Source organism: Pseudarthrobacter sp. 10T415, from assembly GCF_056394175.1.
Genome location: NZ_JBFTHJ010000005.1, coordinates 142,290 through 166,976, shown reverse-complemented (window position 1 = coordinate 166,976; position 24,687 = coordinate 142,290). Strand labels below are relative to the sequence as shown.

The 24,687-nt window shown below is 63.9% G+C and carries 16 protein-coding genes; 7 read left to right on the top strand and 9 right to left on the bottom strand.

The genetic code is table 11. The features are described from left to right. Nucleotides 1-57 precede the first annotated feature (57 nt). A complete protein-coding gene (locus AC1DBN_RS09650; RefSeq protein WP_477723083.1) occupies nt 58-4,500 on the top strand; it encodes a DUF4082 domain-containing protein in 4,443 nt (1,480 codons plus the stop codon). Between the two features lie 151 nt (nt 4,501-4,651). Here AC1DBN_RS09650 and AC1DBN_RS09645 read toward each other — a convergent pair whose 3' ends face one another. Then, nucleotides 4,652-6,022, bottom strand: coding sequence for a hypothetical protein (locus AC1DBN_RS09645; RefSeq protein ID WP_477723082.1), 1,371 nt, complete (start codon nt 6,020-6,022; stop codon nt 4,652-4,654). A gap of 144 nt (nt 6,023-6,166) precedes the next feature. On the opposite strand from AC1DBN_RS09645, the gene AC1DBN_RS09640 reads away from it, so the two are divergent. The 4 genes from AC1DBN_RS09640 to AC1DBN_RS09625 all read left to right on the top strand — a co-directional run bounded on the left by AC1DBN_RS09640 (nt 6,167) and on the right by AC1DBN_RS09625 (nt 10,715). Next, nucleotides 6,167-7,588 (top strand): O-antigen ligase family protein, encoded by a 1,422-nt coding sequence (locus AC1DBN_RS09640; RefSeq protein ID WP_477723081.1) that lies wholly within the window; start codon nt 6,167-6,169, stop codon nt 7,586-7,588. After that, a complete protein-coding gene (locus AC1DBN_RS09635; RefSeq protein ID WP_477723080.1) occupies nt 7,585-8,430 on the top strand; it encodes a YveK family protein in 846 nt (281 codons plus the stop codon). Before AC1DBN_RS09640 ends, AC1DBN_RS09635 begins: the two co-directional genes overlap by 4 nt. Nucleotides 8,431-8,443: 13 nt before the next feature. Beyond that, the gene (locus AC1DBN_RS09630; protein WP_269457148.1) at nt 8,444-9,619 is read left to right on the top strand and encodes a glycosyltransferase; all 1,176 of its coding nucleotides are present in this window, start codon (nt 8,444-8,446) and stop codon (nt 9,617-9,619) included. A gap of 856 nt (nt 9,620-10,475) precedes the next feature. Continuing rightward, entirely contained in the window at nt 10,476-10,715 is a 240-nt protein-coding gene (locus AC1DBN_RS09625) for a hypothetical protein (RefSeq protein WP_477723079.1), read from the top strand. A 463-nt stretch (nt 10,716-11,178) separates the two neighbouring features. Here AC1DBN_RS09625 and AC1DBN_RS09620 read toward each other — a convergent pair whose 3' ends face one another. The 8 genes from AC1DBN_RS09620 to AC1DBN_RS09585 all read right to left on the bottom strand — a co-directional run bounded on the left by AC1DBN_RS09620 (nt 11,179) and on the right by AC1DBN_RS09585 (nt 22,240). After that, entirely contained in the window at nt 11,179-12,669 is a 1,491-nt protein-coding gene (locus tag AC1DBN_RS09620) for an oligosaccharide flippase family protein (protein ID WP_477723078.1), read from the bottom strand. Nucleotides 12,670-12,691: 22 nt separating this feature from the next. Beyond that, nucleotides 12,692-13,741 carry a DegT/DnrJ/EryC1/StrS family aminotransferase gene (locus AC1DBN_RS09615; RefSeq protein WP_477723107.1) on the bottom strand — a complete coding sequence of 350 codons (1,050 nt, stop codon included), beginning with the start codon at nt 13,739-13,741 and terminating at the stop codon, nt 12,692-12,694. 80 nt (nt 13,742-13,821) lie between these two features. Continuing rightward, nucleotides 13,822-14,481, bottom strand: coding sequence for an acetyltransferase (locus AC1DBN_RS09610; protein WP_091716885.1), 660 nt, complete (start codon nt 14,479-14,481; stop codon nt 13,822-13,824). After that, nucleotides 14,478-15,644 carry a DegT/DnrJ/EryC1/StrS family aminotransferase gene (locus AC1DBN_RS09605; RefSeq protein ID WP_477723077.1) on the bottom strand — a complete coding sequence of 389 codons (1,167 nt, stop codon included), beginning with the start codon at nt 15,642-15,644 and terminating at the stop codon, nt 14,478-14,480. The genes AC1DBN_RS09610 and AC1DBN_RS09605 overlap by 4 nt, the downstream gene beginning before the upstream one ends. Then, a complete protein-coding gene (locus AC1DBN_RS09600; protein ID WP_091716881.1) occupies nt 15,644-16,636 on the bottom strand; it encodes an NAD-dependent epimerase/dehydratase family protein in 993 nt (330 codons plus the stop codon). Before AC1DBN_RS09600 ends, AC1DBN_RS09605 begins: the two co-directional genes overlap by 1 nt. Beyond that, the gene (locus tag AC1DBN_RS09595) at nt 16,633-17,748 is read right to left on the bottom strand and encodes a Gfo/Idh/MocA family protein (RefSeq protein ID WP_091716879.1); all 1,116 of its coding nucleotides are present in this window, start codon (nt 17,746-17,748) and stop codon (nt 16,633-16,635) included. Before AC1DBN_RS09595 ends, AC1DBN_RS09600 begins: the two co-directional genes overlap by 4 nt. A gap of 28 nt (nt 17,749-17,776) precedes the next feature. Continuing rightward, nucleotides 17,777-19,393, bottom strand: a complete 1,617-nt coding sequence (locus tag AC1DBN_RS09590; RefSeq protein WP_231994400.1) for a sugar transferase — start codon at nt 19,391-19,393, stop codon at nt 17,777-17,779. 153 nt (nt 19,394-19,546) lie between these two features. Then, nucleotides 19,547-22,240, bottom strand: a complete 2,694-nt coding sequence (locus tag AC1DBN_RS09585) for an AAA family ATPase (RefSeq protein ID WP_477723076.1) — start codon at nt 22,238-22,240, stop codon at nt 19,547-19,549. 446 nt (nt 22,241-22,686) lie between these two features. Between AC1DBN_RS09585 and AC1DBN_RS09580 the strand changes: the two genes are divergently transcribed. Together AC1DBN_RS09580 and rpsF are read left to right on the top strand one after the other, a co-directional pair. Beyond that, nucleotides 22,687-24,105 carry an amino acid permease gene (locus AC1DBN_RS09580; RefSeq protein WP_477723075.1) on the top strand — a complete coding sequence of 473 codons (1,419 nt, stop codon included), beginning with the start codon at nt 22,687-22,689 and terminating at the stop codon, nt 24,103-24,105. 225 nt (nt 24,106-24,330) lie between these two features. Further along, on the top strand, nt 24,331-24,636 hold the full coding sequence (gene rpsF, locus AC1DBN_RS09575) for a 30S ribosomal protein S6 (protein ID WP_013602900.1): 306 nt from the start codon (nt 24,331-24,333) through the stop codon (nt 24,634-24,636). The last annotated feature ends 51 nt before the right edge of the window (nt 24,637-24,687 follow it).

Here is a 24,687-nt window from a genome sequence, read left to right as displayed (position 1 = left end):
TCTGACTGGGAAGTCACGGGATCGGGAGATTCGAGCATTCAGGGTTTCGGCACTGCAATGAGTGTGAATATTGGCGAGGCCATCAGTTTCAAGGTGAAAACACCTGCCTCCGCCTACCACATTGATATTCTCCGCTTCGGTTACTACAAGGGAGACGGGGCGCGGAAAATAGCGGCCAACATTCCACTCAAAGTGAATCTCCCTCAGTCGCAGCCGGCCTGCCTGACACAGCAGGGTACCGGACTGATCGACTGCGGCAACTGGGCTGTCTCTGCTACGTGGACCGTCCCGTCAACAGCGGTCTCGGGCGTGTATTTCGCACATCTCGTACGAAATGACACCGGCGGGGACAGCATGGTTCCGTTCGTGGTGCGCAACGACGCAGGCAACAGTGGCATCGTCGTGCAAACATCGGACACTACGTGGCAGGCCTACAACACCTACGGGGGAAACAGCCTTTACAGCTGTACCGTCGCCTGCCCCACGGGGAATCCACTGGCATACAAATCCGCCTTCAAGGTGTCGTACAACAGGCCTTTCCTCTCTACGGGCGACCTTGGCCACAGCTGGCTGATGGATACCGAATACCCCATGATCCGGTTCCTGGAAGCAAATGGATACGACGTCAGCTACATGAGCGGACTCGACACAGCAACCAAGGGAAACCTGCTGAAGAACCATAAGGTCTTCATTTCATCGGGCCATGACGAGTACTGGAGTGGAACTCAACGCTCAAATGTTGAGGCAGCGCGAAATGCCGGGGTGAGCCTGGCCTTCTTCAGCGGCAATGAGGCTTTCTGGCGAACCCGGTGGGAGGCATCCATCGATACTTCCCAAACTTCCGGGCGCACCTTGGTCAGCTACAAGGACACTCACTACAACACTCCTGTGGACCCGGTGGAATGGACCGGAACCTGGCGGGATCCGCGTTTCGGGACGGCTTCCGGCGGCGGGAATCCGGAGAACTCGCTGACGGGCCAATTCTTCCTGGTGAATTCCGGATCAGCGGATATCAAGGTTCCGGCCCAATACGCGGCGCTTCGACTGTGGCGGAATACCGCTGCAGCAAGGCTGACCGGCACCCAGTCCCTCACCCTCGGAAGCGGCCTCGATACGCTGGGATACGAGTGGGACATTGATGCCGACAACGGTTTCAGGCCCGCCGGTGCCTTCAAGCTCTCATCCACCACAGTTTCTGTGCCGGAAGCCTTCACGGACTACGGCAGCACCACCGCCCCATCGAGCCAGACACACAACCTGATGATGTACCGGGCCCCCAGCGGTGCCCTCGTGTTCGGGGCAGGAACGGTCCAATGGGCCTATGGCTTGGACAACTTTACGATTCCCACCAGCTCGCCGGACAAGAACATGCAGCAGGCCACGGTGAACCTCTTCGCAGATATGGGAGTCCAACCCTCGACACTCCTCACGGGCCTGGTGGGGGCAACGAAATCGACGGATACAACCGCCCCCGTCTCTGTGATCACGGCGGGATTGAATGGCCAGACGCTTGCTGATGGTTCAAACCTGGTGGTCTCCGGGACAGCATCTGATGCAGGCGGGGTGGTGGCCGGCGTTGAGTTTTCCACGGACGGCGGGAGCACCTGGCGCGTGGCCAGCGGGACCACCAACTGGACCTACAGCTGGACAGTTCACGGCAGCCCGTCGGTTTCCATAAAAGTTCGGGCCACGGATGACTCCGGCAATACCGAAGTGCCAGGTTCCGGCGCCACCGTCAACGTCTCATGCCCCTGTTCCGTTTTCGGGTCGAGCGTGGTGCCCGCCGTGCCGGACTCCGGTGACGGTGGCAGCGTTGAAGTCGGCATGAAATTCACGGTTGACGTGCCGGGAACGATCAACGGTGTGTCGTTCTACAAGTCAGGCCTTAACAAAGGTACCCATGTGGGCAATCTGTGGGCGTCAGACGGAACCCGGCTCGCCACGGCTACTTTTGCCGGTGAGACGGCGACCGGCTGGCAAACGGTGAATTTCGCAAGCCCCGTGGCTGTCTCGCCCAATACGACGTATGTGGTTTCCTATTTCGCCCCGCAAGGCCACTATGCCCAAGCGGCCGGGTTCATGTACCCGAATCCCTCTCCCATGCCGGCTGGCCGCTCTTCCCTGGACAGCGGTGTGCTGCATGGCCTTCGGAACACCTCGAGCTCGGGAAACGGGGTTTACACGTATGGCGCAGCAAGTGCCTTCCCGCGTTCTTCATATAACGCCGAAAACTACTGGGTTGATGTGCGGTTCATGCCTGCCACTTCAACGCCACCTTCGGTCACCTCAACCTCTCCGGCGAACGCCGCAACGGGCGTGCCGGTCAGCACCGCTCCTTCCGCGACCTTCAGCCAAGGGGTAACGGCGGGCAGCATTGTGTTTACGCTGAAGAAGCCCGACGCTTCCCTGGTTCCCGGAACCACTACCTACAGTTCGGGAACAACGACGTTCACCCCGTCGTCGTCCCTGGCTTACAACACCACCTACACTGCGACAGTAAGCGGAGCCACCAATGCCGCGGGCCAAACGATGACTGGTCCCTACACTTGGACATTCACGACGACGGCCCCACCGCCTGCGCCGGCAGTGAGCAGTTCGTCGCCGGCCAACCAGGCCACTGGTGTGGCGGTGTCTGCCACACCATCCGCCGCCTTCAACCAGGCTGTGGTCCCCTCCTCGGTTGTCTTTACCCTGACCGGTCCCTCCAACGCTGCGGTGGCGGGAAGCACCAGTTATAACTCCGCTAACAACACGGCCACGTTCGCACCGGGCAGCGCACTGGCCTTCAGCACGGCGTACACCGCCACGGTCAGTGGAGCCGTCAGCTCCACGGGACAGGCCATGGCCGCGCCGTACACCTGGACGTTCACGACCGCAGCGGCAGCGGCACCACCGGCCGTGTTGTCCACGGCTCCGACAGATAAGGCGACGGGTGTGGGTGTCAACACGGCTCCAGCGGCGACCTTCAATCAGTCCGTCACCGCAAGCAGCATCACGTTCAAACTCCAAACAGGTGCCACGGTGGTGGCGGGAAGCGTGTCGTACAGCGGAACCACCGCAACCTTCACACCAGGCAGTGCACTGGCCTTCAGCACCACGTACACTGCCACGGTCAGCGGTGCCACCAACTCTGCTGGGACGGCGATGGCTGCACCTTATTCGTGGACATTCACCACAGCCGCTCAACCCACTGCGGCGTGCCCGTGTTCTGTGTTTGCGGCCGGTACCCTGCCTGGGACCATCGATCAACCTGATGGCTCAGCGGTTGAGCTTGGGATGAAGTTCCGCTCCGATATCGCCGGCAACATCACGGGGGTCCGTTTCTACAAGAGCTCAAGCAACACCGGTACCCACACCGGAAATCTGTGGACAGGTGGTGGCCAGTTGCTGGGGAGCGTTACGTTCACAGGAGAGTCCGGTTCCGGCTGGCAGCAGGCCAACTTCAGCACCCCTGTAGCCATCCAAGCCAACACGACGTACATAGTTTCGTACTTCGCGCCTAACGGGCATTACTCGGCGGACGGCCAGTTCTTTAACAGCACCGTGGACAATTACCCGCTCCATGGACTCGCCAGCGGAGTGGATGGGTTGAACGGCGTCTACCGGTATGGCACCTCTGGATTTCCATCGAACAGCTATAACAACGCGAACTACTGGGTTGACGTGGTGCTCAATGGGTCGTCCTCGGCCACAGTGCCCACGGTATCTTCCACGTCGCCGGCAGCAGGGGCAACGAACGTCGCCACTGCCAGTCCGGTCAAGGCAACATACGATCGCGCGGTTGATCCAAGTACCGTGACTTTCAATGTCAGGGATGCGTCCAACGCGGGCGTCCCCGGCACGCTCACGTATGACAGCCTCACGAACACGTCCGTCTTCACTCCGACGGCATCGTTGGGCTACAACACCACCTTTACCGCCATAGTCTCCGGGGCGAAGGGAAGCAACGGACAGGCCATGGCGGCGCCGTTCAGCTGGTCGTTTACAACAGTCCAGCAGCCAACGGCAGGCTGCCCGTGCACTGTTTTCGATTCCGCGGCGGTTCCGTCCACTGTTACCGTCCAGGACAACTCCGCAGTAGAACTTGGCATGAAATTCAAGGCGGATACGAATGCCAATGTCACAGCCGTCAGGTTCTACAAGGGGCCGCAGAACACCGGAACGCATATCGGCAAGCTATGGACTTCCGGTGGGCAGCTTCTTGGCTCAGTAACCTTTACCAACGAAGGGGCCACCGGCTGGCAGCGGGCCACCTTTGCAACGCCAATTCCCATCACCGCCAATACCGTCTATGTGGTTTCCTATGTGGCCCCCAACGGTTTCTACTCGGCGGACGGTGCATTCTTTGCCGGAAAGTCTGCTGACAGGGGAATCCTGCACGGACTCGCTGAAGGCACCAGCGGCGGGAACGGCGTCTACCTCTACGGGGCTGGTGGTTTTCCGACGAATACATGGAACTCCACGAACTACTGGGTGGACGTGGAAGTAGCAACTCCCTAGCAATACTGCCCCACCGCGGGCCCGCGACGAGCCGAGCAGGCGTCGCGGGCCCGTGGCATGTCTCCCGCTAAGCCGGAAGGATGATGCCTGCCAAGGGGCGCCAGTCACGGCAACGGCGCACGGTTGGACACCGTATCCCAGGGGCAGGGCATCAGTTGATACCGAGGTTGCAGGAGCTCCCACCGTCGAACCGGTAAACGTGGACAGCGTTCGCGTCGTCGAAGGTATCCGTAAAAGTCTTGCCCGACATGGAAATGGTCCTGCCCTCATCCAGGACAGTGACCTGCTCCGGCGAACCGCAGGCGAGGGAAAAAGCAACGTCCCTCCGCTCGTTGCGGGTGGAAGCTGCCATCAGATAGAGGTGTCCGCCGCTGGCCTTAACCAACATATCCACGCCTGGCGTGCCGCTGGTGATAAGGCCTGTTATGGAAGGCGCATTCAGCGCTGGAGCCAAGCTGGTGATGAGGTGGTTCACTGCTGTTACGGCAGGACGCACGTCACCGCCGCACTCATCGCGAAGGACGTGCTGCGACAGGCACGTGCCGCCGAAATTGTGATTGAAGTACACGATGCCCCGTGCGCCGTGAATGAGGCTGCTCCACACTGCAGCGTGCACTTGCGCCGGGCTTATGGGGGGCGAAGCAGGATCGGAGAACGGCTGGCCAACTTCGACGAAGGCCCAGACGGGCTTTGAACCGGCGGGTTGGACAAGTGAGCGTACCCGGTCAACGGTCCAGCCGTAATGGGCTGCGGTGCGGCACTCTTCGTCGCTGAGGTCGCGGCCTGGAGCGAAGACAGCACCGCCTTCCACCGGACTGCAGATATAGGGGTCCGTGAACCAATAATTGTCCGCGGACACCACATCCTGGTATTGGTTGACAAATTGTGCTGCTTCGGAATCCTTGAGATGAAATGTCACGCCCTTGCCGTAATTGGCGTAGAGCAGGGATTGGCGCGGAAACTGTAATTTCAGGGACTCTTGTATCGTGTAGCCACAGGCCGAATCGGGGGGATCGCAAATGATGCCCTCGCCCTGCGTCCGGCCGGTCCAATTGCTGTTCCCGCCACCACCCCACATGTCAACTTCGTCGGAGATTACAAAACCTGAAGATCCCGATTTCGTGGTGGACGGAAAAGCGTGCAGGCCGTTCGACTTCACTAAATCCACGTTCGAATCATCGGTGAGCTGCACATAGGTGTTCAGGCCGGCGGCACGGTCCGTCGCAATATCCACGTCACTCAGCACACTTTCAAACCAGACCCCCACGGGGAAGAACCCGGGATCATCCGGTAGGGATGGAGAAAACCTGCCGTAATACGCGGTGCCCCCGTCGATCGGATGGAGTGAGATTCCCGGCGGCAGGAGTACCTGCGCCGACGCCGGGACGTCAGTGCGCGCACTGGGTGAAATGTAGGACGCTGCCAGAATAAACGCCATTATGATTGCGCTTTTCCACATCGACTTTGCGGAACTCCACATTGTTTTGTATAAACCATTGCGGAGTTCAAATTTGGCTTTCACACTATTTCCCCGATCGCGAATATCAGGCCTATACCTGCACGAAGTTTGCGGAAATATGCAGGGTTAAAAGGACTGAATTGTGGCTAAGATATCACTCACGACATTGGCCGTAAACGGCGCTTTGTGCCTGTTTGAACGGGAAGAGTGGGGGATGTGGGAAAGCATCTGCGGATCGAACCAGCGCTGCGGCCGACAGCCCTGATTGATGCCCCCACCCAGTTCGGCTACGGAAATCAGGGAACTCCCCTTCTGCTGCGTGCAACGGCCGCGGCGTGCTTCATATTTCCATCCAACATGGTTCTGGAACCGCTCGGAGCAGCCGGCTACGTAGCGCATGTCCTGGCATTGTTGGTGTTCGCGTTGTGGACCACGTCGGTCATGTTTGGGTTGCACCAAACGATCGACCGCGAACATCCTGGCCGGGCCGTCCTGGCGGCGCTGTTCGTGGTTTCGTGCGCCTCTTATGCCGCGATGTACGTGGGAATAAGCGGCGGATCGACCGATGCCACCCGTGCAAGTGCGGACCGCTGGATGCTGCTCATGGTTGCTTCGTCCGGGATCGTCCTGATGACGACCGAGACAACGAGGACTGTCGACGCTGCCATGCAGCTGGTGAGGGCCCTTTTGTTCGGCGCTGTCTTCTGCAGCCTGGTGGCCGCCTACCAATTTGTTGCCCATGCGGACCCGATGGCTTGGTTTCAAGGGCTGATGCCAGGGTTTAAGGACAACGGCGGAAACCAGCCCTTCCAGGAACGGGGAAGTTTCCTGCGGGTTGCGGGCAGTACTTTCCACCCCATTGAACTGGGCGTCATCGCCTCGATGCTCCTTCCCCTCGCACTGTGGCGGGCGCTTTACGATCACACAGGGCGTAAGTGGATGCACTGGGCGGGCACGGGACTCATCGTGTTCGCCATAGCTGCAACAATTTCCCGCTCTGCGGTTCTGGGCGTATTGACGGTGGCTTTCGTGTTCCTGCCGTTTCTTCCGTCCCGATCCAGACAATGGACAGTCCTTGGTTTCCTGGGTGCGGCAGTCCTCCTGTTTCTGGCGGTGCCCGGATTCGTGGCGACGTTGTTCGGGACTGTCACGGCAGGGACGGCGGATACTTCCATCACGGCCAGGCTTGAGGACTATCCCAGGGTGGAGGCCATGATGTCGGCCAGGCCTTGGCTTGGGATAGGGCCGGGGGCGTATCTCACCCGCAACGCTATTGAGGTCCTGGATAACCAGTACCTCAAGACCATCGTTGAAATGGGCGTACCGGGATTCCTGGCGCTGCTTGCCTACATGGTCGTTCCCGGGATTGCTGCTTGGACGGCGGCGTTCAAGGCGAAAGCGGAGCGCCTGAAAACCCTTGCCGGTGCGGTAGCAGCCTCCTGCCTGGTCGCCGCCCCCGCCTCAGCGGCCTTCGACTTCCTGGGTTTCCCCGTGGTGGCCCTTATCTATCCGTTTTGTGTCGGGCTATCCGGGACCGTTTGGCTGCTCGTGGCTGACGAACGGCGGACGTCCAGGCCGACCACCAACCGGCAGGGTGCCCACCCTGCAGAATCAGAAAGGCAACCATGACCCCCGTCTCGGTCCTCAAAGTTTTGTGGCGGCACAAGCTGGCCATGTTTACGGTTTTGGTCCTTACCCTGATTGCAGGGGGCTACGTTTTTTTCTTCGCGCCCCGGAGTTACATGGCGTCGACGGTCTACGTACTGGTCACACCCCGGCTCCCCAGCACGGAAGAAATGCGAAGCGATCCCGCACTGGCTGCCTTGAACTCGGACAACCCGTATCTGCGTTCTGCTGACAGTTCGTTGATAACGCAGGTTATGGCGACGAAAATGAGCTCCACCGATGTCATTGACTTCCTCAAGGAAGATGGCGAGACCCCCGACTACACAGTGACCCTGCCGGCCACCACGGGAGCCGGCCAGCTGATCCGCATGGAAGCGACCGGTTCGAGTCCAGAACGCGCCATCACCACCGCGGAGACATTGGGCAAACGACTTATTACCCAGCTCCGGGATGCGCAAAGGGTGAACGGAGCCGATGACCGCTACCTCTTCACAGCTCTCCAAATCGATCCGCCCAGCAAGGCCACAGAGCAGTTTTCCAGCCGTCTTCGTTCGCTTGTTGTAGTGCTCATTGGTGGCGTCATCCTCATGTTTGGAGCAGTCTCCATTGCACGGTTGGCGGAGAACTCGCGGGCGTCCAGGGCCTCCGGGGCGACGGAATCCCCACGGCAGGCGCGGCGGAGCCAATCCCGCCCAGGCGGACACAGGCCGGCGTCGGCTGTCCACAGGGAAGGCGCACTTGGGCCGCAGCTCGCCTTTTTGCCCGACGACGACCATCCATCCCTGATGGTGCCCGACACACTTTCCTACGAGGAACGGGGTTCAGGTGTCCCCGCGCAGCGTTGAAACGCGGCCGCGTGTGCCCGTTTCCATCATTTGTGTCTACAACGATCCCCGCGTGCTCAGCGAGTGTCTGTCGCCTTCCGTGGAGGCCGGCCTGTTCGAAGCTGAAGGCAGCGAATACCTGCCCATGGACAACACGACCCAACGGTTCTCATCAGCCGGAGCGGCTCTGAACTACGGGGCGTCCCTGGCGCGAAACGACGTGGTTGTCTTTGTCCATCAGGATGTTTACCTGCACTCCATCCCTGCGCTGGAAAAAGCTGCCGCCGCGCTCATGCAGGATGAGTCGCTGGGCATGGCCGGAGCAACGGGAGTTACCCGGGACGGCCGCCTCCTCGGACTCATACGGGACCGTACATTTCTTTCGGGCGAGCATGAACCGGCACTGGCGGAAGTCGACAGCCTTGATGAGGTTCTCTTCATGGCCCGTAAGGAGCAGGTCCGGCTTTATCCCATCAGCCAGGAGATCGATCTTTCGTGGCACGCCTATGCCGTCGAATACGGGGCAAGACTCAGGACCCTGGGCAAACGGGTTGTCGTGGCGGACATTCCGCTGACGCACAATAGCCTGACCATAAATCTTCACCGCCTGGCCGAAGCGCATCAACATATCGCGGTGGCGTACCCGGACCAGCTTCCGATCATGACCACCTGCGGCACGGTCAAGCGGCCCGTCCGGGTCATCAAAGCCCTTCGCGCTCCTTTCGGCGCCCATAAGTGGCGGTACCGCTGGCTGCGGGAGTCCCTTGCTGCCTACCGGTTGAGGAAGAACTCATCCCTGCGCCTGCCCACGGTCCTGGGGGACCTTCGGCGGGATATTGACGAGATTTGCGCCTCTGCGGGGGTCATTGAGGCCTCGGTGATCAGTGTCTACCCCAACCATGGTGGGTCGCGGCGGATGGGCGGACCCCTGGAGCTGCCCCGGCGCAACGTCCGGTTCAGCTTCTTCACCGCTGACGAAGCCACCTTGGCCGGCCTGGTGGCCGCGCACCACCCCGGTTCAACCGTGGCCATCACGAACGTCAATGGCGCCACGATCCGGAGTGCCGTTCAGGCCCTGCAGGGAAGACGGGTCCTGCTGGGATTCCACCAAACTACTGGGGCTTGGATCCTGGCCGGACCCGGTGTGGAAGCCGCCAGCGCGTATTACCGGAACCCCAGGTCCATACCTTTGGCTATGAAGCTGGCGTGAAGCGCCTGCGTGCATCTGAAAGCCAGCACCGGAAACGGTCTGGAAGCAGCTGGGTGGGACTCAACGACTGCGACACACGCAGGTCAGCCCATCGGCTGACCCTTTCGGGCGCTGCAAGGAACGGCAGGCTGTCGGCAACGGCAGCGCCCATCCCGGCATACCCGGTTTCCAGCTGCACTTTTGCAACCATCCGGTCCAGCGGACCGTTCCGCCATGGAGTGGGACCCGTGACAATGGGTGTCGATCCCGCACGGCCGGCCGCGGCGTAGACCCCGCGGACCGTTTCCTGCCAGGCTGAGGGACTGTGCGTGTCAATAATTGCCTTTCGGACGGCGGCCCCGCGAGTTGCCCTGAACGATGGGGAATCCGACAGCATTTTCAACACGGAAACAAATTCAGCTGGACCCGTCGGCGCCAGGAGAAGGCCGTCAAGGCCGGGTGAATCGGAACCGAGTACGGCGCAGTCTTCAGGGTGTCCCCTGAACGTTACTAGCGGGAGGCCGTGTGATCCTGCCTCAAGCAGGGATGTCAGGGACGCAAAGGGAAAGGAATCAACGTAGGCATCCGCGGCACCCAGCAGGGTGGAGATGTTCGGCAACCTGCCGAGCGCTTGGATCCGGCCACCGGTTGCCTCGGCAGCCCGGGACCAGATTCCTGTCGGGTCAGGTCCGGCCACAATCAGCCGGGAGCCTGGCCGTTCAACCAGGAATGCCTGAAAAAGTCCTATCAGGGAGTCTGTTCCCACGGGGTCGTACTTGCTGCCGGCCGCGGCAGAGACCACAACGAAGTCTGTTTCCCGGGCCCCGAGGTCCGATCGAAGCGCCGACCGTCGAGTCGCAGCGGGCCCGGTGAGCCCGTGGAGTTCGAGTGGCCTGTTGGCTACGACGCAGCGCCCGGCTTCGACTCCCCGGCGGTTAACGGCCAGGTCCCTGCCGCTTTCGCGCAGGCACAGGACGACGCCGGCAGCCGACGTACCCTGCCAGAAGACATGATCGGCATGATTGACGAAGACCGCGGGCGGCAACCCGGGCAGTCCCAAAGCAAGGGTTGGCACCACATCGTGCGGATGCGCGTGCACTACGGCCACGTCGGCTGAAGCAACCATCCGCCGGAGCACAGCCGCGCGATGGACCAGTCCTCCGGCCATACGGTCAAGCAACGTCAGTGCTTCGCTGTCCGGAAGACAGGACGCAATCTTGTCCGGGACGTCAGAGCCTCCCTGCCTGGTGACGACCAGCTCATGCCGCGAAGCCTGATCCTGCCTGATCCAATGGGCGATGCTTTGGGTGTGTCCACCGGTGCCGTATACCTGCGTGGCCACGTGGACAACCCGACGGACGTTCGAAGTCCTGGCGAGGAATCGCGGAGGGGGCGGTTCAACCGATTGGCGGATGAGGCCCAGGACTTCTTCCAGCTCCTGGCTGGCAAAGAGGCCGGTGTGATCCGTCCACGCGAAGCGCGCAGCGATTTGGGCTTGGACTGCCGCCCGTTCCCACTGTCCGGCCGCAGCGAGCCGTGATGCCCGGTGGACCAGGGCCTGGAAGTTTTCCCTGTTCCCGCTAATGGTCTCCAAGGCCGCCGCTCCTTCCCAACTTTTTCAGGATGCCCACGTCGGAGCGCTTCAACCAGAGCAGGCCTGCGGCGACCAATGTTGCAGCGATACCGGATAAGACCAGTGCCCACACAGCCGGCAGGTCCATCAGGTTTAGCAGCCCGGACAGAGCCAGCAGTATGACTGAACCCGTAGCCGGAAGGAGGAGTTGGCGGAGCACAAGGCCCGGATGAAGTCCTACCGTCCGCAGCCGCCACAGGTACAAGGGAAAGACCAGCGCCACAACCACGGCGAACTGGGCCAGGGCTATCCCTGAAATGCCCCCGGCGGCACCGAAGAAGAGGGCCGGCACCAGGGCTGCCAGCCAGAAGACCTGGATGGACATGATGGAGCCCGTCATCCCGGCCACCACAAGATAGTCGTAGAGCAGCTCAAAGAGGATACGGAACCCTGCCAGCATTGCAAGCCAAAACAGTGCGGCGGCGGCGTTGGCCCACGCGTCCCCGTACACAAGCCGAACGATGGCGTCTGCCTCGGCCGCCAGCAGTGTGACGGCAGGGAAGACCACACTCGCCGAGACGCCAATGAGGGCTGTAACAGTTGTGCGCATTTTCCCGCTGTCGTGCTGAAGCCGGGCCAAAACGACTGGCGCCACGCTGCGCAGGGGCTGTGAAAAGACAGTCGCAGGCCAATTGGAGAGATTGAACGCGAGGACATACATCCCCAACATGACCGGCCCCAACGTGCTGCCTGTAATGAGCTGGTCCAGGTAGCCCACGCAAAAGACGATGATGCTGGTCCCTGCGAGGGGAAGGCCGAACCGGAGCAGGGGTAACAGGTACGCGCGGTCCATACCCACCCTCAGGGGCAACGGGGATTTGACGACAAACAGCACGCCGGCGGCAACAGTTCCCGCCAAGCGGCCCACAGCAAGGCTCATCGCGCCGAGGCCGGCCAGGACCAGGCACACCGAGACGACGGCACCCGTCCACACATTCACCTGGTCAATAAGCATTTTCATTTTCTGGTCAAGCGCGCGTTGCATCAGCGCTGCGGGCGTGGCCACCACGCCGCTGACCAGGACGCAGCAGACCATGACACGGACAACGCCAGTCGATTCGGGATCGCCCATGAACCCGGCAAACCAGGGGGCTGCAACGAGGCCGGCACCGCAGATCACGACGCTGCTGGCAATGGAGATGGTGGTAACCGTGGGAGCGATCAGTGCGGGGTTCCCGGGCCACCTCACGATAGCGAGGCTGACGCCCAATTCGTTGAAAGTAAGGACCGCAAGCAACGCCACCATGGCCACGGCGAAGCTGCCGTACGATTCCGGACCAAGCAGCCGTGCCAGTACGATCCCGATTCCCAGGGTGCCGAATTTGGCGAGGCCAGTGTTGAGCAGGCTCCACGCGAGGGCGGTAGTGGCGCCCGGCCTCCGCAACCCGGCCCCGGGTTGAACGTTTACTGGTTCAGCGGAAGGCGCGGGACGCTTCACTGGGGGCTCCCCGAGGACTGCATCAAGGCCGCACCGCGTCCCCCAGGGCCCCGGCCACCCGCTCCTGCTGTTCCGCGGTGATGTGCGGATACAGGGGCAGGGACAGGATCTGGCCGGCAGCCTCCTCGGCAACAGGGAACGAACCCGCAACCCAGCCATGGGACCCGTACGCCCCGCTGAGGTGTACCGGAACCGGGTAGTGGATGCCGGCCTGGATCCCCGCCGCCTGCAGGGCTGCGAGAACCGCGTCGCGGTCCGGGACCCGAACCACGTATAGGTGCCACACATCCGAATTTCCGGGAGCCTCCCGCGGCAGCACGACCCCGGGAATACCGGCCAGCAGGGCCGAGTAGCGTTCCGCGGCGGCCCGGCGCAACGCATTCCACCCCTGCAACCGGGCCAGTTTTGCCTTGAGCACCACGGCCTGGACCGTGTCCAGGCGGGAATTGATCCCGACGGCGTCGTGCCGGTACTTCTCAAGGCTGCCGTGGGCGCCGAGCATCCGGACCGTGGCAGCAATCGTGGGATCGTCAGTCAGTACGCCGCCGGCGTCCCCGGCCGCCCCGAGGTTCTTGCCCGGGTAGAAACTGGTTCCCGCAGCGAGTCCCCAGGTGCCGGCGTGGCGGCCAAAGCGTGTAGCCCCCTGTGACTGCGCCGCATCCTCAATCAGCGCAGCCCCACAGGCTTCAGCCACCGGGATCAACTGCTCCATGAAGGCCGTCTGCCCGAAGAGGTGAACCGGGACGATCGCCTGCGTCCGCGGCGTCACGGCCGCGGCCACGGCTTCCGGGGAGATCAGCAGGTACTCCTGATCCACGTCCACCGGAACCGGTACAGCTCCAATCCGGCTCGCGGCCTCCGCCGTGGCGATGAACGTGTTTGCCGGAAGGATGACCTCGCCGCCGGCCGTCACACCCGCTGCCCGCAGTGCCAGCTCCAATGCGTCCGTTCCGTTCGCCACCCCAATGCAGTGACGTGCTCCCAGAAAGGACGCATACGCAGTCTCGAACGCAGCAACGGCCGGGCCGCCAATAAACGATGCCGAGCCAAGGACGTCCGCCAGTTCAGCCATGACCTCGCCATGGACCTCGGCCTGCTGCGCCACAAGGTCCACCAGTGGCACCACGCCAACCGATGACACTGCTTCCGCACTCACAGCGCACCTCCATACGTAAAAGCCGCCCGCTCGATCTCGTGGGCCGGCACCCCAACCCAGGTCTCGCCGTCGGGCACGTTGCTCAGCACCGCCGCTCCCATCCCTACCGTCGCGTAGGCCCCCACCGATGTCCGCTCGCGGACGCTCGCGTTCATGCCGAGGTAGGCCGCCCGGCCAACCCGGACTCCGCCGCCCAGCGACACCCCCGCAGCGAACGTGGCGAAGTCCGCCACGTCGTCGTCGTGCGTGAAGGTCACCGACGGCATGGCCACCACGTGGGCGCCGATGGTCACCGCCGCGGTCAGCGTGACGTTGCGCAGCAGGATGCTGCCCCGGCCGATCCGGCACCCCTCCGGGTACTGGACCGTGGGGTCCACCGCGGTGGCATAGCGGGATTCGTTGAATCCCTGGGCCGTGAGCCGTTCCACCACGGCCTCCCGCGCCCTGCCTGAGCCGATACACACCAGGACGAACGCGTGCTTGAAGTTCGCGGCGTCATCGATCGTTCCGAGCACCGGCGCGCCGTCCACGGTCACGCCCGCCATCTCCCGGTCGTCATCCAGCAGGCCGACGACGTCGTACTGGCCGCTGCTGCGCACCATCGCCAGGACTTCGCGGGCCAGGCCGCTGGCAGCGATCAGGATCAGCTCGCTCATGCGTCCGCTCCGGCCGCGGCAGCGCGGATGGTACTGATGACGCGGTTCAGCCCTTCGTCGTCCAGCTCGTGGTAGACCGGCAGGATCAGCGTCCTGTCGTTAAGCCGTTCGGTCTGCTGCAGGCAGGCGTTGCCCGTATCGCGCCACTTGTAGGCGGGCTGGCGGTGCGCGGCCATGATGCCCCGCCGCGCCGAGATCCCGGCCTCGGCCAGCCGCTCCATCAGGCCTTCACGCGTGGTGGCGAAAGTCGGCAACACCTCGATCCAGAAAGACTGGAAGTTGCTGGTCCCGTACGGCGGATCGGACACCAGCCGCAGCCCCCGCAGGCCGGACAGTCCTGCCACATACCTGGCCGCGATCTCGCGCCGCCGCAACAGGATCTCCGGGAGCCGGCCCAGCTGGACGATGCCGACGGCGGCCTGCAGGTCCGTCATCCGGTAGTTGAACCCCACTTCGAGGAAGAACTCGGGCGGGGCCAGCGTGGAACCATGGCGGTCCGCCGCGGACACGCTCATCGAATGCTCCCGCAGGGTCCTGGCCCGGGCCGCCCAGTCCGCCCTGTTGGTGGTCAGCATTCCACCCTCACCGGTGGTGAGGATCTTGCGCGGGTGGAAGGACCAGACAGCAACGTCCGCGCCGGCGCCCACGGGCCGGCCACGGTACGTGGACCCCACCGCGCAGGCAGCGTCTTCGATGACGGTGATCTCGTGGCGGTCGCACAGGACACGGATCGGGTCCAGGTCCAGCGGCACCCCGCCCTGGTCCACCACAATCACGGCCCGTGTATCCAGGGTGAGCGCCGCGTGGATGGTCTCCGCCGTGACATTGCCGGTGGCCGGGTCCACATCGCAAAACACAGGCCGTGCGCCCAGGTAGGTCACAGCGTTCGCCGTCGCGATGAAGGACAGCGACGGCACCACCACATCGTCCCCGGGACCGATGCCGGCCACCGCCAGCGCCAGATGCAGCGCCGTGGTGCAACTGGAGGCCGCGACGGCATGGCGCACCCCCTGCATCGCGGCGAACTTCTCCTCGAACTCCTTGACTTTGGGCCCCTGGGCCACCCAGCCCGAGGCAACCACCTCGGCCAGGGCCCGGGCCTCTTCCTCCCCCAGCCACGGCTTCATGACATTGATCCGCGAAAGCACCGCTTCAGCACTCATCACACACCGGCCTTCCGGGATGCAGCGATCTCATCGCGCAGCGGTCTCCACCAGGCCACCAGATCGCGGAGTCCCTCCTCCAGGCCCACCTCGGCCTTGAAATCGAGGTCCCGGGCAGCGGCGGTGGTGTCCGCCAGGCGCCGCACCACACCGTTGACCAGCCGGGCGGGGCCATGTTCCACTGCCAGGCCCGAGCCCATCACCCGCAGCAGCGCCTGTGCCATCTCCAGGAGGCTTGTCTCTGTTCCGCTGGCAATGTTGTAGACGCCCTCGTGCATGTCGCCGGCGGCGGCGAGCACGTTGGCCCTTGCCACATCCGTGGTGTACACGAAGTCCATGGTCTGGAGCCCGTCGCCGAAGATCAGCGGCGGCCGGCCGTCCATGATCCGCTCCATCCACCGCACCAGCACCTCGGTATACAGTCCGTGCACGTCCATCCGCGGACCGTAGACGTTGAAGTAGCGCAGCAGCACGTAATCCAGCCCCGTCATTGCGCGGAAGCTGCGGGCCATGCCCTCGTTGAACGACTTGGCTGCCCCGTAGAAGGTGTCATTGTTGGCGTGGTGGTGCCGTTCCGCCGTCGGGAATTCCTCTGCCATCCCGTAAACGGAAGCGCTGGAAGCCGCCACCAGTTTGCCCACCTTGTGCGCGGCCGCCGCCTCAATGACGTTGAACGTTCCGTCCACCAGCACCTCCAGCGCCAGCCGCGGTTCCTCGGCGCACTGGGTTATCCGGATGGCTGCCTGGTGGAACACCACGTCCTTGCCCTGGACGAGGTCGTTGACGAGATCCCGGTCCTGGATGTTTCCCTGCACCAGTTCCACCCGTCCGGATGAAAGGGCAGCCTCAAGGTTTCCAAGCCGGCCGCGGACCATGTTGTCCAGGACGTCGATCCGGCCCGCGCCCGCCTGAAGCAGCGCATCCACCAGCGTGGAACCGATGGTCCCGGCCCCGCCCGTTACCAGGACATTGGCCCCCTCCAGCCGGCTCACCGCACTCCCTCCATCTCTTCGGCAAGTTCAGCTCCGGCAACAGCAGCGGGCTGGCCGTCCTGCGTGAGGCTCCGGGTCACCGCTTCGAGCACGGAAAGCACGCGGAGCCCGGATGCGCCGCCCGTACGGGCCTCCTGGCCGTTGCGGATGCAGTAGGCCAGCTCCGCCACCACCTGGCTGAGGGCCTCCCGTTCGGGCAGTGCCGGGGACCAGGTGTCGCCCAGCCGGTAGGAGATGTTGGTGGAGGCCTTTTCCCCGGCTGATTTGGGCTGCCGGTCCAGGCTGACGCCCCGGTCGTACACGCTGAGCCGCTGCTGCGGGTTGAGGTCGTCCCAGACCAGGGTCCGCAGCGATCCGCCGATCACCATCTGCCGGATTTTGGTGGGGCTCAGCCAGTTCACGTGCACGTGGGCCGTGGCGTCGTTGGGAAGCCGGAAGTTCAGGTGGCCCACGCAGTCCCGCCCGGTGCCCAGCGGGTCCGCCCCGAAGGCTGAGACCTCGGCCGGGTTGAGCCCGCCCGGAAGGACGAAGTCGAGGATGGAAAGGTCATGCGGGGCCAGGTCCCAGAACACGTTGACGTCCGGCTGCACCAGCCCCAGGTTGATCCTGGTGGAGTCCACGAACAGGATCTCGCCCAGCGACCCGGACTGGACCAGTTCCTGCATCTTCAGGACGGCCGGGGTGTAGCAGTACGTATGGTCCGCCATGAGCACCAGGCCGTTGGCTTCGGCCTCAGCCACCATTTCCAGCCCGTGCGCCCGGCTGTCCGCCAGGGGTTTCTCCACCAGGACATGCTTGCCGGCGCGCAGCGCCGTCATGACGGTGCCGTGGTGCGTGCGGGCCGGCGTCGCGATGGCCACGGCATCCACGTCGAAGGTGTCCAGCACTTCGTCCAGGGATTCGACGGCGGGAATTTCACCCACCGCCGCCGCCAGCTTTCGTGCGCGTTCAAGGTCCAGGTCGCAGATGGCAACGAGGTCCCAGTCGGGGCTTGCCTGCAGGTTGCGGGCCAGGTTGGGCCCCCAGTACCCGGCGCCCACGACGGCGATCCGCAGTTTCCGCGACGGTTGCCGGTGGGTGTGGGCTTGGAAAGGATTCGGGAAGGCTCTCATATCACTTTCTTTCCGGAGTGCGGTTGGGTCAGTAGGCGCCGGACGGCCGGACGACTGCCCGGAACGTCCGCCAGAGAATCAGCAGGTCCCCGGCGATGGACCAGTTTTCGACGTAGTAGAGGTCGAGCCGGACGGCCTCATCCCAGGGGAGGTCGGAGCGCCCGTTGATCTGCCAGAGCCCCGTGATGCCGGGTTTGATCAGCAGGCGGCGGTGGGTGTGGCGTTCATAGCCGCTGACCTCCCGGGCCAGCGGCGGCCGCGGTCCCACCAGGCTCATGTCGCCGCGGGCCACGTTCCACAGCTGCGGCAGCTCATCGAGGGAGTATTTGCGCATCCACCGGCCGCAGCGCGTCACCCGTGGGTCGTCGCGCAGCTTGAACAACACCCCGGCGCCCTCGTTCTGCGCACCCAGGGTTGCCAGCCTGGCTTCCGCGTCCACCACCATGGACCGGAACTTCAGCATGCCGAATGCCTGCCCGTCCCGGCCCACCCTGTCCTGGCGGAAGAACACCGGGCCCGGGCTGTCCAGATGCACGATGGCCGCCAGGACCAGGAGCAGTGGGGACAGCACCAGGAGGGCTGATAGCGCCATCCCCACATCCATCACCCGCTTCATCGCGTGCTTGGCACCGGTGTACTGCGGGATGTCGACGTGCATCAGCGGCAGCCCCTCAACCGGCCGCCAGTGGATCCGGGGGCCCGCTACGTTGGTCAGCGTGGCCGCAAGGATGAGTTCCGTTGACGATTCCTCAAGCCGCCACCCGAGCTCACGGATGAAACGGTTGCCGCCAGGGAGGGGCCCGGCGATGATCACCGAGTCGGCCTCCGCAAGCCGGACAGTGCGGGCAATGTCATCCGTGGAACAGAGCACCGGGATGGCCCGCCCGTCCACCCGGAGGACGGCTCCACGCCGGGCCCCCGGGAGGCACACACCCAGGATCTGGTACACCGGCCCCGATTTCCGCAGGACCTGCTGCACCACGTAGCGGACGTCGTCCGGATCACCCACCACCAGCGCCCGGGAAAGGCACCGGCCCCTGGCCTTCTGGGCCGTCAGCCGGCGGCGGAACGCCCACCGGTTTGCGGTCAGCCCCAGCAGGCCCAGCGGCAGCGAAACCGTAACGAAAGCGGTTGCACCGTGCAGGGAGAACAGCACGGCCGCCAGTCCCATCAGTCCGAAGACCCGCAGGGTTGCCGAGGTGACGCGCTTGAATTCGTCGGCGCCGATGCCCAGCAGTTTCGCGTCGCGTGTCCGGTAGACCTCCAGGCCGGCGAGCCACAGGAGGGCAATCGCAGCCGCCGCGGCCGCCGTTCCCGCGTCGCCCGGGTCCGCCGGTGCGAATCCCACGTTGGACAGCTGGTAGCCGGCGCCCACCGCCCCCATGACCAGGAGAGAATCAGCCGCACGCAGCAAATTGACGTGCGTGGAGAGCCAGGAGGCTGCGGCTTTGCGCCCGGTTGCCGGAGCGCTGGCCTGGGCGTTAGCCGTGGCGTTGGCCGGGTGTGCAGTTGGCGGCCGCAGAAACCGGGTTCCTGCGGTATCCGCCGCCGCCAACTGCGGTGTTGCCTTCCGTTGTGCAGCAACGGGCGCAACGGGCCAGTCAAGGCCGGCACGCCGGGTTCTGGCTACTGGTATCTCTGCCAAGGTGACCCCTTCCCGGCATGTCCGCTGATGGCTGGCCGTGAAGAAAAGCTAGCTTTCAAAATGCCGGCCCGGCGGGGTTCAGAAGGGGCTTTGTGGGTCTGTCCCGGGATCAGTGTGGATACTGCGGATACCTGCATTTGCAGGCTTTGGGCCCTACAGGACGGGCAGTACGTACGGCTCCGACGGCGTCGATTCCTTCGTGCTGGCGAGGGCTGTCAGCTGCGCGCGGGACTCCACGCCGAGCTTCCGGTAGATGGCAGTCAGCCGCACTTCGACCGTCCGGACGGACACGTAGAGGGTTGCCGCGATTTCCTTATTGCGGAGCCCCCGCGCCACCATCCGGGCCAGGGCACGTTCATGGTCGGCCAGCAGCATCATGGCCGGGTTGCCCTGCGGCCGGGCAGCTTCCACCCGTTCGTCCAGCAGCAGCACATCCACGTGCTGGGTCCACGCATCAGCGCCGGCCTCGTCGAACATCACCTTGGCGCGCATGAGGGCATCCCGGGCGTCCCGGAGCCGTCCGAAAGCGTTGAGGCGTTCTGCGTAGCACAGCAGGGTGCGGGCACGCTCAAGGATTGATTCATGCCCGGTCCTGGCTTCGAGTGCCCGGGCAAAAAGCTGCAGGGACTGTTCCCCGTCCGCCAGCATGGCGCGGCTTCGCGCCACGGCCATCATCAGCCAGGGTGACCGCAGGCCCACGGAGCGGCTTTCCAGGCGCTGCAGGGCCAGCGTGGCCTCACGGTGCCGGTTAAGCCGGACCAACACCTCCACCAGGTCCGCCTCACAGCGGAGCAGGGTGGGATTGCCGAAGCACATCCCGATCTCCGCGGCCCGGGACAGCTGGGCGCAGGCTTCCGCCAGATCCCCACGCAGCAACGCAAAATGGCCCTGCATGGCTGCCAGCTGGGCGGAGAGCGCGGGATGGTTTTCGGAAGCTGCGAACCGGTGGGCTTCGGTGGCGTGCGTGGTGGCCTGGGCTTCGTCCCCCAGTGCGTGTGCCCGCCACACCCGGAAGAGGTGCCGCATCCCACGGAAATACTTGATCTCAGGCTCCTGCGCTTCCAGTTCGTCGATGAGCCGGACCGCCACGCGGACGTTGCCCGCCCGCACCTCGTTGTCCACGGCCAGGAACATCGCGCACTCCCGCCAGTTGGTGTCGCCGGCTCCGTCGGAACTGCGCACCATGGCGAAGGCCTCCTCCGCGTGCTCATACCGCTCGGCGTAGCTGAGGGCCCGGCCCTGCACCAGCAGGCACAGTGCACGGGCTTCCCCGGCAGGCTCGTGCTTGCGGGCAAGGCTGGTGGCATCCCCGCTGATGGAGCCCGTTAGCGTCTTTGCGCGTTCGGCGATGGCCAGGCACTCGGGTGATGCCGCATCCCGGAAGCCGGCGCCATAGCGGAGCACTTCGGCTGCGTCCGCCAGCTCCCACCGTTCCGCATAGTAGAGGGCTGCACCGGCCAACAGGGCCGCGGTGTATGCGGGGTCGTGCCGGCCGAACTCCTTGGCCAGGCGCAGCACCATGCTCGAGCGCACCGAAGCGCCCTGGGCGAACTGGATTTCAAAGGCCAGTCCGGTCAGCCGAAGGATCAGGGCCGGGTTGCGGGTGACCCGGCGCGCCCAGTCCAGATAGCGGCGGGCGTACACGAATTCGCCGAGGCTGAAGAGGAGTTCGGCAATGGCGGCGAGGCGTGCAGCGGTTTCGGCCTCCCACGGGTTGAGGGTCAGCGCGCGCTCAACATACTCGACGGCGAACGGCACATCTCCGCCCCGGATCAGGTCCACCGCGTGCCGCAGCAGGCTGAACGGGGTTTGGCGCTCCAGCGCCGTGTAGCTCAAGTGCCAGCGCCTGGCGTACGGATCAGAAGACTCTGAGGCGTGTGCCAGCGCACGGTGGCTGGCGGTCCTCGCCGCAGGGGTCATGGTGGAAAAGACGTAGCCGCGCAGCAACTGGTCGCGGATCCGCAGGTGGGCCCCCGTTCGGCTGGCCAGCCCTTCGGACAGCAGTTCGTCGACGCCGGACCATACGTCCCCGTTGACCTCTTCCAGTGCTCCGATGTCGGTCCGGCAGGACAGCGAGAGAAGGTCGAGGATGCCGCGGGCCGCCGGAGTCAGCCGGCCCACTACCGCCGCAAATTCCGTTTCAAAGCTGCCCCTGCAGGGCAACGGGATGGGCATGGCGTACTTCCCGTCGGCCTGCCGCTCCAGCAGGTGGTGGTAAAGCTCGACGGCGGCGAGCGGATTTCCCGGGGTGGCTGAGGCAACTGCGTGGGCGGCCGCCGTCGTGGCCTGCTTTGCGGGGATGGCCTCCAGCATCCGCACCGTTTCGTTGTAGCTCAGCGGATTGAGCATGAGCGACTCCAGTCCGTTGAACGGGCTGTCAGGCGGGGCGCCACGGGCGCTGAGGAACAGCGCAACGTCGGTTCCGGTCAGGCGCCTGGCCAGGAAACCGATCACTGCCTGGCTTCCGGGATCGAGCCGGTCGGCGTCGTCAATGGCAATAACCGTCCGGGATGACGAGCGCTGGAGCAGGCCGGCCAGGAGCGTCGCCGAGAAAGCCGGGACGTTAAGGGTGCCCGCCGCGTCCCGCAGGAGCTCGTCCGCGATCCGGTTCAGGACCGGGTCGTCCATCCTGTTCAGGAGGGCCGTGATCCCGGAGAGCGGCCAGTCGGACTCGGACGCGCTGGCGCTGAGGAACACCGTGGGGTACTCGCACAGGGCAGAAATTTCAGCAAGGACTGCAGATTTTCCGGCTCCCCTGCCGCCGGACACCACCAGGGCGGAATCCTTGGGTCCACGGATCACCGACAGGATCCTGTCCAGTTCCTTGCTCCGGCCTACCAAAGACATGGGGTCCCCATCCTGTTAAGAAAGGAGACCGCATTCTTGCGCATGTGTACCGGCACGGCAGCCGTACCGCCGGGTTCCCGCCCCGGAGGTACGTCCCGGCTGGTTCCCGCCGCCAGCGCGAAACCCAGCCGTAAGAAGGAATATATAGCGGCCGCAGTTCGGGTTGCCATCCAAATAGGCGCTGGATTGGCTCAAGATTGGGCGCCGCGTTTCCTCGAGATTTCAGTGTTGCCCTGCATGCATCTTTTGATGCCCTGAGATGTCCGCAGCTGGAGAAAGTTCTGATTTGGATGCTGCGAGCTTGTGCCGATGCACATAATCGCGGAGGCCGGAGCGGGTCTAGGGTGGGAGAAACTTGTGATCCACCGCACTGGAAGGGCCCCGGGAAACCTCCGCCGCCGCCAGTAGCCCCAACTCCACGCAATAACCAGAAGGACGGCGCACGCATGCCCGCTGACCAGCAACTGTCCAAGTCGCTCAAACCACGGCACCTTTCCATGATCGCCATTGCCGGCGTTATCGGCGCAGGACTCTTCGTCGGATCCGGCGCCGCCATCCAGCAGGCGGGCCCGGGCATCCTGGTGGCCTACATGGCCGCTGGCATCGTGGTCATCCTGGTGATGCGCATGCTTGGTGAGATGGCCGCAGCCCACCCTGAGACCGGCTCATTCTCCACCTACGCGGACAAGGCGCTGGGCCGCTGGGCCGGATTCAGCATCGGCTGGCTCTATGCATGGTTCTGGATCATCGTGCTGGGCATCGAAGCCACCGCGGGGGCGGCCATCATGCACCGGTGGATTCCGGGCATCGACCAGTGGGTCTGGGCGCTGATCCTGATGGTCCTCCTGACGCTGACCAACCTCGGTTCGGTCAAGTCCTACGGTGAGTTTGAGTTCTGGTTCGCCTCCATCAAGGTCACCGCCATCATCCTGTTCCTGCTCTTCGGCGTGGCGGCCATCCTGGGCCTCGTTCCCGGCGTGCCCGCCCCCGGCGTTGACAACCTGCTGAACAACGGCGGATTCATGCCCAATGGCCCCGGCGCCGTCCTGGCCGGAATCCTTGTTGTGGTGTTCTCCTTCTTCGGCGCCGAAATCGCCACCATTGCCGCCGGCGAGTCCGAGAATCCGGTGGACGCAGTCAAGAAGGCCGTCAAGTCCACCGTCTGGCGCATCCTCGTTTTCTACATCGGCTCCATCGCCATCGTGGTCACACTGCTGCCGTGGAACGATGCCAGCGTGGCCAAGAGCCCCTACGTTGCCGTCATTGAGCTCTTCGGAATTCCGGGCGCCGGAACCATCATGGACATCGTGGTGCTCACCTCGGTCCTGTCTTGCCTGAACTCCGGGCTCTACACCGCCAGCCGCATGCTGTTCTCGCTGTCCAAGCGCGGAGACGCCCCCGCTTCCTGGGCGAAGATTTCCCGCCGCGGCGTGCCGGTCGCTGCGGTGCTCTCCTCCACGGTTGTCGGCTTCGTCACCGTTGGCCTGAACTACATCGCACCGGACACCGTTTTCCTGTTCCTGGTCAACACCTCCGGCGCCATTGCGCTGTTCGTCTGGCTGGTCATCGCCTCCTCGCAGCTGATCCTCCGCAAGCGCATGGGCGCCGCCGCCAAGGACCTTGCCCTGAAAATGTGGCTCTTCCCGTACCTGACCTGGCTGTCGATCGGCAGCATCGTTGCCCTGCTCATCGGCATGGTCATCCTGGACTCCACGCGGGAATCCCTGTTGCTGTCCGTGGCGCTGGCCGGAGTTGTGGTGGCCATCGGAGTCCTGCGCTACCGCCGGCGCGGAGCTTCCGCAGGCCAGGCCGGGGACGGGCTCGAAGCTGACGACGTCCCGGCCAAGGCGGGCCCGGCGTCGTAATCTGCTGTTTTTCCACATAGGAGAGCCCGTGCTGCCATCCCGGCAGCACGGGCTCTAGCCTTGAGTCAAGCGCGAATCGCCTATCCCGTCCAAATGCACTAAGATATTGAAGTCTGTGCTGCGCCCCAGCCACCGTTCCGGCGGCGGGGCTTGCATGGAATCGCAAATGAACCTCCTGTTACGGAAATGCCGTAACCGCTTAGCCCAAAGGAGGTGGGTTCACATATGCGTCCTTACGAATTGATGGTAATCATCGACCCCGAGGTCGAAGAGCGTACCGTTGAGCCGTCGCTTCAGAAGTTCCTGAACGTCATCACCAACGATGGTGGAACCATCGAAAAGGTTGACATCTGGGGCCGTCGTCGCCTGGCTTACGAGATCAAGAAGAAGTCCGAAGGTATCTACGCCGTGGTGAACTTCACCGCCAAGCCGGAAACCGCCAAGGAACTTGACCGCCAGCTGTCTCTTAACGAGACCATCATGCGCACCAAGATCACCCGCCCCGAAGAGCAGAAGGTTGTTGCCGAGTAATTTCGGTACCACTCTTCATTCTTCACCCCGCAGGACTCGAATCTTCACCCA

What these genes read in the sequence shown, in the direction of transcription:
- AC1DBN_RS09585 (WP_477723076.1), bottom strand. Translation starts at nt 22,240, where the DNA reads ATGTCTTTGGTAGGCCGGAGCAAGGAACTGGACAGGATCCTGTCGGTG.
- AC1DBN_RS09610 (WP_091716885.1), bottom strand. Translation starts at nt 14,481, where the DNA reads ATGAGCGAGCTGATCCTGATCGCTGCCAGCGGCCTGGCCCGCGAAGTC.
- AC1DBN_RS09580 (WP_477723075.1), top strand. Translation starts at nt 22,687, where the DNA reads ATGCCCGCTGACCAGCAACTGTCCAAGTCGCTCAAACCACGGCACCTT.
- AC1DBN_RS09615 (WP_477723107.1), bottom strand. Translation starts at nt 13,741, where the DNA reads ATGGCTGAACTGGCGGACGTCCTTGGCTCGGCATCGTTTATTGGCGGC.
- AC1DBN_RS09605 (WP_477723077.1), bottom strand. Translation starts at nt 15,644, where the DNA reads ATGAGTGCTGAAGCGGTGCTTTCGCGGATCAATGTCATGAAGCCGTGG.
- rpsF (WP_013602900.1), top strand. Translation starts at nt 24,331, where the DNA reads ATGCGTCCTTACGAATTGATGGTAATCATCGACCCCGAGGTCGAAGAG.
- AC1DBN_RS09635 (WP_477723080.1), top strand. Translation starts at nt 7,585, where the DNA reads ATGACCCCCGTCTCGGTCCTCAAAGTTTTGTGGCGGCACAAGCTGGCC.
- AC1DBN_RS09595 (WP_091716879.1), bottom strand. Translation starts at nt 17,748, where the DNA reads ATGAGAGCCTTCCCGAATCCTTTCCAAGCCCACACCCACCGGCAACCG.
- AC1DBN_RS09650 (WP_477723083.1), top strand. Translation starts at nt 58, where the DNA reads ATGAGTGTGAATATTGGCGAGGCCATCAGTTTCAAGGTGAAAACACCT.